The 13,324-nt window shown below is 74.7% G+C and carries 7 protein-coding genes and 1 pseudogene; all 8 read right to left on the bottom strand.

Annotated elements, in window-relative coordinates; translation table 11 throughout:
- Positions 1 to 41: 41 nt before the first annotated feature.
- A complete protein-coding gene (locus tag ACFP3R_RS24360) occupies positions 42 to 1,151 on the bottom strand; it encodes a chymotrypsin family serine protease (RefSeq protein WP_380638710.1) in 1,110 nt (369 codons plus the stop codon).
- Between the two features lie 167 nt (positions 1,152 to 1,318).
- Positions 1,319 to 4,825 carry a ThuA domain-containing protein gene (locus tag ACFP3R_RS24365; RefSeq protein ID WP_380638711.1) on the bottom strand — a complete coding sequence of 1,169 codons (3,507 nt, stop codon included), beginning with the start codon at positions 4,823 to 4,825 and terminating at the stop codon, positions 1,319 to 1,321.
- Positions 4,826 to 4,849: 24 nt separating this feature from the next.
- Positions 4,850 to 8,026 carry a GH92 family glycosyl hydrolase gene (locus tag ACFP3R_RS24370; RefSeq protein ID WP_380638712.1) on the bottom strand — a complete coding sequence of 1,059 codons (3,177 nt, stop codon included), beginning with the start codon at positions 8,024 to 8,026 and terminating at the stop codon, positions 4,850 to 4,852.
- Positions 8,027 to 8,349: 323 nt separating this feature from the next.
- Positions 8,350 to 9,735, bottom strand: coding sequence for an alkaline phosphatase family protein (locus ACFP3R_RS24375; RefSeq protein ID WP_380638717.1), 1,386 nt, complete (start codon positions 9,733 to 9,735; stop codon positions 8,350 to 8,352).
- A gap of 2 nt (positions 9,736 to 9,737) precedes the next feature.
- Positions 9,738 to 10,841, bottom strand: coding sequence for a metabolite traffic protein EboE (gene eboE / locus ACFP3R_RS24380; protein WP_380638713.1), 1,104 nt, complete (start codon positions 10,839 to 10,841; stop codon positions 9,738 to 9,740).
- Positions 10,838 to 11,713, bottom strand: a complete 876-nt coding sequence (locus ACFP3R_RS24385) for a TatD family hydrolase (RefSeq protein WP_380638714.1) — start codon at positions 11,711 to 11,713, stop codon at positions 10,838 to 10,840. The genes eboE and ACFP3R_RS24385 overlap by 4 nt, the downstream gene beginning before the upstream one ends.
- Positions 11,710 to 13,092, bottom strand: coding sequence for an EboA domain-containing protein (locus tag ACFP3R_RS24390; RefSeq protein WP_380638715.1), 1,383 nt, complete (start codon positions 13,090 to 13,092; stop codon positions 11,710 to 11,712). Before ACFP3R_RS24390 ends, ACFP3R_RS24385 begins: the two co-directional genes overlap by 4 nt.
- Positions 13,089 to 13,324: pseudogene (locus ACFP3R_RS24395) on the bottom strand (SCO3242 family prenyltransferase); the annotation flags it as partial. The gene ACFP3R_RS24390 and the pseudogene ACFP3R_RS24395, both read right to left, overlap by 4 nt.

The raw sequence follows: 13,324 nt of genomic DNA on the forward strand, positions 1-13,324 counted from the left end.
CCGCCCCCGCGGCGCGGTCGGGATCGGGGTGGTCAGCGCGGTCAGAGCGGGATGTAGACGCCGAAGTCGCGGTTGGCGGTGCGGAAGTCCTGGAAGCCGATCCGCGCGCCCGCCGCCCGGGTCACGGTGCCCTTGGCGATGACGCCGCCCGACGACGAGGGGCCGTACACGGGGCCGCCGCTGTCGCCGGGTCGCGCGGAGGGCTGGCCGTTCATCTGCTCGCCCTCCACGAGGTCCTCGCGGTCGGCGTAGAAGAAGAGGACCTTGATGTTGCACACCGGCGCGCCCGTGGTGCGGGCGCTGGTCACGCCGGACTGGCAGAGGTACTCGCCGGTGTAGACGTCGCCCCAGCCGCGGACGACCTCGGTGGAGTTGCTGTCCCCGCCGCCCACGTACTGCTGGTTCACCACGTTGCCCGTGGGGATCAGCATGATGTCGTGGTCGCCGTGCTTGGCGCCCGCCGTGCCGATGTACTCGCCGGTGGGGTCGGTGACGCGCACGCCGGGGTTGCCGCAGTGGCCCGCGGTGAGCAGGAACCGGGCGTTGTCGCCGTTGCGGACGGAGAACCCGGAGGTGCAGGCCGCGTTGCCCAGCACGATGGTCGCCCCGCCCTTCCACGGCGGCGCGTCGTTCTGCCGGGACACCGGGGCCAGCGGCTCCTCCACCACGGTCCGCACCGGCACGTCCACGCGCACGGCGCGGGTGGCGACCTCGGAGGTGGCGCCCAGGACCAGGCCGCTGCCGTCGGCGGGCACCTTGATCGCGTGCACGCCGGGTCCGCGCTGCGCCTGGACGACCTTGGCGGCCTCGCGGAGCTCGGCGTTGGAGTGGCGGGCGGCCTCGAAGGTCACCGGGGCCTCGCCCCGGGACGCGGCGGCGCGGACGGCGGCGGGCACGTCGCCCTTCCACCACAGCGCGACGTGGTCGTCCTCCAGCACCAGGCCGGCGAACCCGGCGTGGCCGCCGCGCAGCACCTCGGCCTGGACCGTGTCGGCGGTGCGCACCAGCGGCTGCTGGGCGAGCATCCGGTCCCAGTCGGTGACCGGACCGGCGGCGGCGGGCAGGGCGGCGGTGGTCAGGGCCGCGGCGCTCAGGGCCGCCGTGGCGATGGCCGCGGCGGCCGTCGCGGTGATCGTGCGTGCTGTCCTCACGAGTGGAACTCCTCTTCGCGACAGGGTGGACAGCGGCGGCGTCACCCCAGGTTATGGTCTGGACCAAACACCTGTCACTGACACGATCGGACAGAAGCGCACGGGGTCGAACAGGTCCCCGAGCCCGCGCTGACCGGGCTCGGGGACCTGGGCTCACCCGCTCCCGGTCAGGACAGGGTGAAGTGGTCGACGTCGAACAGCCCGCCCGAGCCCGTGCCGGTGAACACCAGGAACACCGGTCCGGTCCCGCTGCCGGTCAGCGTCGTCGACACGTCCGCGAACCGGTCGAAACCACCCGTGTTGGCGACCGCGACCGAGCCCAGCAGCGTGCCCGTCTGCGACCCGGCGCGCACCTCGATCCGCCCGCCCGCGTTGCCCGACGACACGCGCGCGGTGAACTGGCGCTTGCCCGAGGCGGCGGTCTGCCCGTAGCCCGCCCAGTCGCCGCCGTCGATGTAGCCGACGGTCTGGCCGCCGCTGGCCGTGCCGTGCGACGCGACCTGCACGCCGGACGACGAGGTGTACGCCTCGCCCTCCACCCGCGTGGACGGCTGCTGCTGCGGGCGGCAGTCCGCCTGCACCAGGCCCGCCGCGTACCGGATGCCGCCGAGCAGGTGGGTCCGGAACGCCTGGTCGGCGTAGGACTCGGTGGTGTGCCCGAGCCCGGTGTAGAACGAGCGGCCCGACGCCTGCGCGCGGCACCACGAGACGGGGTGGTCACCGCCCATGTTGCCGCCGCTGTAGCTGGCCTCGTCCAGGTTGGCCAGCACCCGGGACGTGGCGCGCGGGTTGGTGCGGAAGTTGTACCACTCGTCCGTGCGGTTCCACGCGGTCGGCAGGTGGGCGGTCGCCGGGTGCGCGCGGTCCTCCGGCCGCACGGTGGCCGGCTGGATGTTCGGGTGCGAGTGGAAGTACGCGCCCACCAGCCGGCCGTAGTACGGCCAGTCGTACTCGGTGTCCGCCGCCGCGTGCACGCCGACGTAACCGCCGCCACCGTCCACGTAGGACTGGAACGCCGACTGCTGCGCGTCGTTCAGCACGTCGCCGGTCGTGTTGAGGAACACCACCGCCGCGTACCGCGCCAGGTTCGCCGCCGTGAACGCGGCCGCGTCCTCGGTCGCGGTGACCGTGAACCCGTTCGCCGCGCCCAGCTCGCGGATCGCCTGGGTGCCCGCCGGGATGGCGTCGTGGCGGAAGCCCGCGGTCTTGCTGAACACCAGTACCTCCGTCGCCGGCGGCGGGGTGGTGCCGGTGGCGAAGGTGAACGCGTCCAGGTCGAGCAGGTTGCCCTGCCCCGTCACGCCCTTGAACACGAAGACCAGCGCCGTGGTGCCGGTCGGCGCGTTCGACAGGTTCGCCGAGACCTCCACGAACGTGTCCCAGTCGCCGGTGTTCGGCACGGTGAGGGTGCCGAGCAGCGAGCCGGTCGCCGACCCCGCGCGCACCTCGATCGTGCCGCCGGGCCCGCCGGAGGACACCCGGGCCGTCACCGACCGGGCGTTGCCCAGGCGGTAGGGCTGGAACGAGATCCAGTCGCCGTTGTCGGTGAACCCGACGGTGCGGCCGCCCTGCGCGCCGCCGTGGTTGGCGGGCTCGACGCCCGACTGGGCGGCGTAGTGCTCGGCCTGCCGGTGGCGCGGTTGCAGGACGCTGACCGCGTGCGAGGTCAGGCCCGCGTTGTCGGTGTACTCCGCGTCGAAGACGCCGTAGATGTTGGCCGCGGCGTCGTGCTCACCGTCGACCGGCACGGCGATCTGCCCGGAGCAGCCGGTGGCCTGGGTGATCTGGTGCCGGTGGCTGTCGTGGCCGAGCAGGTAGGTGACCTTCACCCGCGAGCAGTTCACCGGCCCGTCCTCGGGGTCGGTGACGGTGACCTGGAACGGCACGGTGTCGCCGAAGGAGAACAGCGTGCCGTCACCGGGCGTGCCCAGGGTGATGGTCGGGGCGGTGTTGCCCGCGGTGACCAGGACGCTCGCCGTGCCGGTGAGGCCCTGCGGGTCGGTGACGGTCAGCGTCGGCGAGTAGTTGCCCGCCCTGCTGTAGGTGTGCGTCGGGTTGGCCTCGGTCGAGGTCGCGCCGTCGCCGAAGGTCCACCGGTAGGACAGCGCGCCGCCCTCCGGGTCGGAGCTGCCGGCGGAGGAGAACCGGACGGTCAGCGGCACCGGGCCCGAGGTCCGGTCGGCCGCCGCCTTGGCGACGGGGTTGCGCGGCGCGTTGCCCTTGTAGTCGATGCGGTAGATGGCCTGGTTGCCCTCTCCGGTGCCGTAGTCGAGCACGTAGAGCGAGCCGTCCGGGCCGAACTGCATGTCCATGACCTGCGTGCCGTCCCACGGGAAGTCCTCGATCACCCCCGGTGAGCCGTTCGCGTTCACGCCGATCGCCTTGATCCACTGGCGGCCGTACTCGCCCGCGAAGTAGCGGCCGTCCAGCGACTGCGGGAACTTCGTCGGCGAGTTCAGGTTCGGGTCGTAGCGGTAGACCGGGCCGCCCATCGGCGACTCCGAGCCGCCGCCGAACTCCGGCGGCGAGCCCGCGTCACCGGAGTACCTGATCCACGCGGGCTGCGCCGGGGGCAGCGTGGCCAGGCCGGTGTTGCGCGGCGAGGAGTTGGTCACGCCGGAGCCGCACTGGTAGCGGGCGCCGGAGGGGCCGCTGGGGAAGGTGAAGCGGACGTAGGTCTCGTCGGTGGTGTTCGTGCCGGTGCAGTAGGGCCAGCCGAAGTTGCCCGGCGCGGTGATCCGGTTGAACTCCACCTGCCCGCTCGGGCCCCGGCTCGCGTTCGTCACGCCCGCGTCCGGCCCGTAGTCGCCCAGGTAGACGTGCCCGGTGGGCTTGTCGACGCTCATCCGGAACGGGTTGCGGAAGCCCATGGCGTAGATCTCGGGCCGGGTGCGCGCGGTGCCCGGCGCGAACATGTTGCCGGCCGGGACGGTGTAGGTCCCGTCGGCCTGCGGCCTGATCCGCAGCACCTTGCCGCGCAGGTCGTTCGTGTTGCCCGAGGAGCGCTGGGCGTCGAACTGCGGGTTGCGGTTCGTGCGCTCGTCGGTCGGGGTGTACCCGTCGGACACGAACGGGTTCGTGTCGTCGCCCGTGGTCAGGTACAGGTTGCCCTGGGCGTCGAAGTCGATGTCGCCGCCCACGTGGCAGCACTGGCCCCGGTCGTTGGGCACGCGCAGCACGATCTTCTCGCTCGCGAGGTCCAGGGTGTTGTCCGGGCGCAGGGTGAACCGCGACAGGTACAGCTCGCCGCGCCACGCGGCGAACGTGGCCTCGGTGCCCTCGGTCGGCGCGTCGCCGTCCGGGGTGGAGAGCCGGGGCGAGTAGTACAGGTACAGCCACCTGTTCGAGGCGAAGTTCGGGTCGGCCGCGACGCCCTGCAACCCCTCCTCGTCGTGGGTGTAGACGTTCAGCTTCCCCGCCACGGACGTGGTGTTGCCGGCGGCGTTGGTCACGCGGACCGTGCCGTCGCGGGCGGTGTGCACCACGGACCGGTCCGGCAGGACCGCCAGGGACATCGCCTCGCCGAGCTTCGCGGCGCCCGCCGCGAGCTGCACGTGCTGGTAGTCGCCGGGCGGGATGACCGCCACGGCGGTGCTCTGGGGGACGACGAGCAGGGACGCGGTCAGCAGCACCGCGCCGATCGCCCGTGCCCACACCGTTGGGGACTGGGACATCGCAGGTTTCCTCTCGTTGGCGGATCAGCCGCACAGGTCCATCGGGAGCACGCCCGTCCCGGCGACCACCGCGGTCACCCGGTGGACGGCCAGCGGCGAGCCCGAGGCCAGGCGGAAGTCGGCGCGCTCGTTCTGGCGGTGCGCCAGCGCCGCGTCGGGCACGGTGAACGTGGCGGTCTTCCAGGTGCCGGTGCCGGTGTTGGTGACGCTGTCCGCGTGCCGGTAGGCGCCGCCGTCGCGGGAGTCGTACTGGAGGCCCCACGAGTAGGCGCCCTCGTCGAGGTAGTCGACCGCGAAGGTGGTCGGGAACCGGCCGTCCGAGGCGATCCGCTGGTCCACCGAGAAGTACATGTGCAGGCCGCCGGGCACGCGCTCGACCATCCGGCGCGCCTCCCGCCCGCCGACGACGACCGGCGTGGTGACGCCGTCGCCGCCGCTCTCGATGTGGGTGATGCCCCTGACCTGGTTCGTCGCGCCCAGGACGCCGCACACGCGGGCGGTGGGGCCGGCGCCGACCACGGCGACCGGCACCGAGACCGGGGACAGCGCCGCGGTCGAGGTCAGCGTGATCGGGATGCCCGTGAAGCCCTGCACCACGCCCTCCTCCGCCCGCAGCGACACCCGGGCGGTGGCCACACCGTCCACGACCGGCGCGGTGCCCTCGGCCGGGGTCACGGTCACCCCCGCCGGCGGGGTGGCCCGCCACGACACGGACGGCACGGTCACCGGCGACACCGGTTCCGCGCCCACGCCGACCGCGAACGACAGCGTGGCCTCGGAGGTCGAGCCGACGGCGACCGAGGGCCGCGCGGGCGCGCTGGTCAGCTCCACCGGGGTCACGGCGGGCGGGAACCTCGGCTCGCCGGCGGGGAACGACGGCGGTCGCGCGTCCGGGGCCGTGCCCCACGAGCGGTCCGGCTGCCCGGTCAGGGCGAACGCGAGCGAGGTGCCCGTGCGGCCGCCCGGTCCGTCGCCGAGCAGCGCCGACCCCGGCAGCCAGGTGCGCTGCGTCGCCGCGCCGTCCACCGCCAGGCCGCGCACGTACGTGCCGCTGCCGGTGGAGGTGATCGTGGTGCGGTGACCGGGCAGGTCGACGCTGACCCGGGGGAACAGCGGCGAGGTCACGGTCAGCACGTCCGTGCCCGGGGTCGCCGGGTACAGGCCGATGGCCGACCACGCGTACCAGGAGCTGAGCGCGCCCAGGTCGTCGTTGCCCGGCTCGCCGCCGGGCGTGTTGGCGTACCGGGTCTCCAGGGTCCGGCGCACGACCTCCTGGGTGCGCCACGGCGCGCCCGCGTAGTTGTAGAGGTAGGGCACGTGCATGTTGACCTCGTTGCCCGCCCAGTAGAACGGGTTGTTGGGCCCGGCGTTGTCCCGCGTGAAGAACCGGTCCAGCCGACTGATCGCCCGCGCGTCGCCGCCGACCGCGTCCAGCAGGGTGCGGACGTCGTGCGGCACCAGCCACAGGTACTGGGCGGCGTTGCCCTCCTGGAAGCCGGACTGGCCGAACACGCCGAGGCCGGTGGTCAGCGGGTTGCCCGCCGGGAACGCCCCGGTCGCGTCGCGCGGTTGCAGGAAGCCGGAGCCCCGGTTGAACAGGGTGGTCCAGTTCCGGGAGCGGTCCAGGAAGGCGCGGGCGGTGGCCTGGTCGCCCAGCGCGGCGGCGAACCGGGAGATGCCGAAGTCCGCCAACGCGTACTCCAGCGTGGCCGACGCGCCGTTGGGCACGTGGGAGATGTCGAACGCCCTGGTGTTGTGCACGTGGCCGTCGCGCAGGTACTCGGCCAGGCCGGGCCGCTGCTCGTACCAGCCCTGCCCCAGCTCGGCCGGGGTCGGCACCCGCGTCGCGCCCTTGACCACCGCGGCCAGCGCGGCGCGGGTGTCGAAGTCGCGGGCGCCGAACGCGTGGGCCGAGGAGAGGAGCGCCGCGGCGGCGTCGCCGTTCATCACGCCCGTGTAGGCGTTGGCCACCGGCCACTTCGGCAGCCAGCCGCCCTCGGCCGCCATGTCCACCAGCGACTGCATCATGGCGCTGGTCTCGGCGGGCGCCAGGACGGCTTGCAGCTGCACCAGGCTGCGGTAGGTGTCCCAGCCGGAGAAGTTGGTGTAGTGCACGCGGTCCGAGGTGTGCACGCGCTGGTCGAAGCCGGTGTACTGGCCGTTGACGTCGCTGGACGCGTTGGGGTGCAGCAGGGAGTGGTACAGGGCGGTGTAGAACTGCGCCTGCTGGTCGCGCGTGCCGCCGCCGACCTGGATCTTCGACAGCAGCCGGTGCCAGGCGGCGCGGGTCTGCCGGGCGACGCCGTCGACGTCCCAGCCGGGCGCCTCGGCCCGCAGGTTCGCCAGGGCGTTGGCCTGGCTGACGTAGCTGATCGCGACCTTCAGGCCGACCTGGCGCTGCTGCCGGGTGTCGAAGGTGACCCACGCGCCGCCGCGCGGGTGGTCCACGGCCGTGCCGCCGGGGGTGAGCACGTCGTCCTGCCACGTGCCGGTGGCGGCGAACGGCCGGTCGAAGACGGCGGCGAAGTGCACGGTGGAGGTGTTGCGCTGCTCGCAGAACCGGCCGCCGGAGATGGTGCCCGCGAGCTGGTCCGGACCGGTGACGCGGACCCGCACGGCGGTGTTGGCCACCTGCGAGGAACCCGCCTTGAACAGCAGGTTCGCCCGGTCGGTGGCGGGGAACTCGAACCGGCCGACGCCGGTGCGGGTGGTCGCGGCGACCCGGGTGGTGATCGCGCCGCCGGTGCCCGCGTCGCCGAGCCTGGTCTCGAACAGGCCGGGGCTCGCCCGCTCGTCGGCGTGGCTGAACGGCAGGGTGGCCCGCGCGGGCGAGCCGGTGACCGCGCCGATGGTGGGCAGGATCGGCAGGTCGCCCTGGACCGGGCAGCCGACGCCGGACAGGTGGGTGACGCTCAGGCCGAGGGTGGCCGCGTCGCGGTGGTCGTAGCCGCCGCCGGCGGGCCTGGAGGTGGTCTCGGGGCTCCAGCTGAGCATCCCGAACGGCGCGGCGGCGCCGGGGAAGGTGTTGACCGACCCGACGTGCTCGCCGCCGCTGCCGGTGCCGATGAAGTGGTTGACGAGGCTCGTCGGGTCGGTGACCAGCGGTGGTGGCTGGGCCTGTGCGGGTGCGGTGGCGGTCGTCGCGGACGCGGCGAGCACCAGCGCGAGGACGGCGGGCAGGCGCGGCCTTCGCGGGCTCATGACAGGGCCCTCCCAAGGATGACAACGTTGTCGGAACGCGTCCGCCACCCGATCGGGTAAGGGAGCGCGCGTGGGCGGGTGGCTGGTCGGCGGTGTGGGGCGACCGCAGGGGTCGCGGGCGGGGGTCGGCGGCGGGGGTCAGGAGGTGGGGGCGGGTTCGGCGGCGGGGGTTGGAGGCGGGGGGAGGTTCGGCGGCGGCGGAGTCAGGGGGCGAGGGCCAGGGGGCGAGGGTCAGGGCCGGTGGGGCGGATCGGGTGGCGAGGCGGGCAGGTGTTCCGGTGGCGGGGGTTCAGGGTCGGCGGGGCGGGTGGTCCGGCAGCGGTTCAGGGTCGGCGCGGCGGGTGGTGCAGGGAGAGGAGCAGGTCGCGGACCGCCGTGGCGGGCAGGCGGCCGTCGCGCTCCACCGCCTCGGGGGCGTGCGGCGTGGAGCAGAGCAGCACGGGCCCGTCCTCGGGCCGGTCGGGCAACCGACCGTGGCTGCCGCGCACCGGGGACGGGTCCAGGGGCACGGTCCTCATGGCGTAGCGCAACCCGACCTTCTTGCGCACCAGGTTGAGCCCCGCCCTGGCCTTGACCAGGCGGTCGGCCGGGTCGAAGAACAGCTCGGCCGGGTCGTAGCCGGGTTTGCGGTGGATCTCGACGCCGCGGGCGAAGTCGGGGGCGCGGTCGTCGTCGAGCCAGTAGTAGTAGGTGAACCAGGCGTCCGGCTCGGCGACGGCGACGAGTTCGCCGGCGCGCTCGTGGTCCAGGCCGAACCGGGCCTGGGCGTCCCGGTCGAGGACCTCGTCCACCCCGGCCAGCTCCGCCACCACCGCCCGGGTCCTGGCCAGGTCCGCCGGGTCGCGGACGTAGACGTGCGCGACCTGGTGGTCGGCCACCGCGAACGCCCGCGAGGTCCAGGGGTCGAGGTACTCCATCCCGGCCTGGGCGTGGACCTCCAGCAGCCCGGCGCGGCGCAGGGCGCGGTTCACGTCGACCGGGCGGCGGGCCGGGGTGATGCCGTACTCGGACAGCGCCACCACGGTCGCCCCCGCTTCGTGCGCGTCGACCAGCAGCGGCGCCACGGCGCGGTCCACGTCGCGGGCCGCCTGGACGGCCTGCGGCGAGTCCGGCCCGAAGCGCTGGAGGTCGTAGTCCAGGTGCGGGACGTAGACCAGCAGCAGGTCGGGCCGGTCCGAGGCCAGCACCCGGCGGGCCGCGCCCACGATCCACTCGCTGGAGCGCAGCGCGGCCGTCGGTCCCCAGTACTGGAACAGCGGGAACTCGCCCAGCTCCGCCACGAGGTCGTCGTGCAGGGCGGGCGGCCGGACGTAGGCGTCGGGCGACTTGCGGCCGTCGGCGTGGTAGATCGGGCGCGGGGTGACGGTGATGTCCGTGCTCGCGCCCATGGCGTACCACCAGCAGATGTTCGCCGACCGGTGGCCGGGGTCGGCGCGGCGGGCGGTCTCCCACAGCTTCTCGCCCTGGACGAGCCGGTTGTGCTGCCGCCACAGGTGGACCTCGCCCAGGTCGCGGAAGTACCAGCCGTTGCCGACGATCCCGTGCCGGGCGGGGGTCAGCCCGGTCAGGAACGTCGACTGGACCGAGCACGTCACGGCCGGCAGCACGGTGCCCAGCTCGGCCCGGAAGCCCCGCTCCCCCACCGCGCGCAGGTTCGGCATGTGCGGCAGCAGCGCGGGCGTCAGGCCCACCACGTCGATCACGACCAGCGTCACGCCGGCACCTCCAGGTTCTTCGCGGCCCAGCGCAGCTCCGCCGCGATGCCGGCGGCCAGCTCGTCGGCGGAGTCGGCGGTCGGACCGTCGGGCAGCACGGACCAGGTGTAGGTCTCCACCTCGACGTCCGGGGTGTGGCCGACCTCGCGGACCGCCGCCACCGCCTGCCGCAGCACGTCGGTGGTCGAGCGCAGCGGCGCGGGCGGGTCGGCGTGCAGCGGGACGTGGAAGTGCACCCGCCACGGCCCGTCGGTGGGCAGCGCGGTGAACGCCTCGGGCAGGTCGTCGGCCCGATGCACGCCGCCGCGCGCGAAGGCGCGCACCTGGTGCAGGTAGCGGGGTTCGGCGAACGGCCCGAGCACGGTGGCCGCGTCGGTCGGGTCGATCAGCTCCAACGCCGCCGACGCCTGCACCTTGACCACGCGCAGCCCGGCCCGGTCGATCGACCGCACCGCACCGGCCGGGTCGGCGAACGACACCGCCAGGTGGCAGGTGTCCAGGCACAGCCCGATGAACTCCGGGTCCACCCGCCCGCCCAGCAGCCGCACCGCGTCGGCCACGTCGTCCACCACGCAGCCGGGCTCGGGTTCCACCGCCAGCCGCACCACGCGGCCGGTGCGGTCGGCCAGCGCCCGCAGGCCGGCCGCCGCCTCCTCCAGGCGCGCCAGGGCGGCGGCGTGGTCGGCCGGGAACCACGGGTGCCGCCACGCCAGCGGCAGCGTGGAGACGCTGCCCGCCCCGCCCTCCGGGAGCAGGTCGGCCAGCACCGCCGCGCAGTCGAGCGTGTACTCCAGCCGCGCCGAGGTGGTCCAGTCCGGGTGGTAGACGCGGTGCTTGACCACCTCCTGGTGGAAGCCGCCGTACGGGAAGGCGTTGAGGGTGCGCACGACCAGGCCGCGCGCGTCGAGGGCGGCGCGCAGCTCCGCGCGGCGCGGCGCGTCCCCGGCCAGCTCGCGGGCCACGGGCGCGGACAGCCACAGGCCCAGGCCCAGTTCCGCGCCGAGGTGCTCGCGCACCGGCACGGCGTAGCGGTCGAGCTGGGCCAGCACGCCGGCCAGGTCCTCGGCCGGGTGCACGTTGGTGCAGTAGGACAGGGTCACGACCCACCCCGCAGGATCGAGTTGCCCGCGAAGGTCCCCGACGCCCCGGGCGCACCGGACACACCGGTCTCCCCCGGTTCGTCGAGCACCAGTCGCCCGCTCTGCCCGTAGAAGGCCACCGGGTTGTGCCACAGCACCCGGTCCACGTCGGGCTGCCCGAACCCGGCGGCCAGCATGGCGAGCCCGGTGAGGTGGGTCTTGAGCGGGTCGGAGCGGCCCCAGTCGGCGGCCGAGTTGACCAGGACCCGGTCGGTGCCGTGCTCGCGCAGGATCGCGACCATGCGCTCCTCGTCCATCTTGGTGTCCGGGTAGATGGAGAACCCCATCCAGCACCCGGCGTCCGCGACCATCCCGACGGTCATCTCGTTCAGGTGGTCCACCACCACCCGCTCGGGCGGCAGGCCGGACTCGCGCACCACGTCCAGCGTCCGGCGGGTGCCCGCCGCCTTGTCCCGGTGCGGGGTGTGCACGAGCACCGGGAGCCGGTGCTCGACGGCCAGTTCCAGCTGCCGGGCGAACGCGTCGTCCTCCTCGGGCGTCATGGAGTCGTAGCCGACCTCGCCGACCGCCACCACGCCGTCCTTGGCCAGGTAGCGGGGCAGCACGTCGAGCACCTCGGCGCACCGGGGGTCGTTGGCCTCCTTGGGGTTCAGCGCCAGCGCGCAGTGGTGCCGGATGCCGAACTGCGCCGCCCGGAACCTCTCCCACCCGATCAGCGAGTCGAAGTAGTCCACGAAGGAGCCCACCGAGGTGCGCGGCTGGCCCAGCCAGAACGCGGGCTCCACCAGCGCCGCCACCCCGACCGCCGCCATCGACTCGTAGTCGTCGGTGGTCCGGGAGGTCATGTGGACGTGCGGGTCGAAGATCTTCACGGGGTCCTCCCCAGCAGGCGCAGGGCGTCGTCGGGCACGGGCCGGCCCGCGGCCTCGCGCTCGGCGGCGTAGTCGGCGGTCATGCGCAGCAGCTCGTCGTCGGCGCGGCGGTCCAGGTCGTGCACGACGGTCAGCGGCACACCGGTGAACAGGCACTTGAGCACGCCGTGCCGCCAGGTGTGCGGGTCGAGGTGGGCGGCGGCGAAGGGGCCGAGCGCGGCGGCGACCAGGCGGGTGTCGTTGGTGCGCAGCGCGTCGCGCACCAGCGGCAGGCCGATGGCCGGGTCGGTGTCCGGGGTGAGCGCCCGGAGCACGCCGCGCCGTTCCGCGTCGTCGCCGTACCGGTAGAGGTCGGGCAGCTCGGCGGCGTCCGGCAGGGCCGCGACCAGGCGGGCGCGGGCGGCGTCGTCCACCGTGCCGTGCGCCAGGCCGCCCGGGTCGTCGGCCCGCACCGGCCCGCGCCCCACCTCGCGGCCGACGACCGGGAACAGGGTGCGGATGGCGGTCGGGTCGGCGCGGACCCGGCGCTCGGCCCCGGTCAGCCAGTCGGGGGTGCCTGCCGCGCGCAGGGCGGCCAGGGCGCGGCGGGCGACCTCGGGCGCGGCGTGGCTGTGCCGGGGCAGCTCGACCGCGGCCAGCCCCCGGTACCCGGTGTCCTCCAGCGCGGCGAGCGTCGCGCGCAGGTCCAACGCGCCCTCGCCGAACTCCAGGTGCTCGTGCACGCCGGGCAGCATGTCGTCCAGCTGTACGTTGACCAGCAGGTCGCCGGCCCGCCGGACGCACGCCGCCGCGTCCTCCGGTTCGACGGCCACGCAGTGCCCCACGTCGAGCGTGATGCCCAGCGCGTGCGGCTCCCCCAGTTCGGCGCGCAGCGCCAGCGCCTGGTCGAGCCGCTCCACCACGTGCCCCGGCTCGGGCTCCAGCCCCAGCCGCACCCCGGCCCGGTCGGCGAGGTCGACGACCTCGGCCACCCCGGACCGCAGCCGGGTCCACGCCCGGTCGGGCGGCACGTCCGCCGGGCGCACGCCCGCCCAGAACGACACGCAGTCCGCGCCGAGGTCGCGGGCCACGACGAGGGCCCGGCCCAGGAAGTCCACCCGCCGCTCCTGCCCGTCGGAGACCAGCGTCGGGTGGTGCTTGCGGCGCGGGTCGAGCAGGTAGCGGGCGCCGGTCTCGACGACGACGCCGAGGTCCAGCTCCGCCAGCCGCCGGGCCACCGCGTCGACCCGGCGGGCCAGGTCGGGCGCGTAGGGGTCGAGGTGGTGGTGGTCGAGGGTGAGGGCGACACCCCGGTAGCCGAGGTCGGCGATGACGGCGAGCGCGTCGTCCAGCCGGTGGTTGGCGAACCCGTTGGTGCCGTACCCGAACCTGGTGCTCATGAGGGACCCACCTGTCGGCCGAAGCGCCGGGCCAGCGGCAGCGCGCACGCGACGACCAGCGCCGACCGCCACGAACCCCGCGCCGCGAGCGCCGCCTGCAACGGCACCATCCCGTGGACGCCCGCCGCCGTGGCCGCGCGCACCTCGCCGGCGCCGCCGCCGGACCGCACGACCGCGAGCTGCGCCCGGCCCACCAGCACCGCGTACACCGCCGCGCCGACCGTCGGGCGCC

It is taken from the genome of Saccharothrix lopnurensis, assembly GCF_042658445.1.
In the GTDB taxonomy this organism is placed as follows: Bacteria; Actinomycetota; Actinomycetes; order Mycobacteriales; family Pseudonocardiaceae; genus Actinosynnema; species Actinosynnema lopnurensis.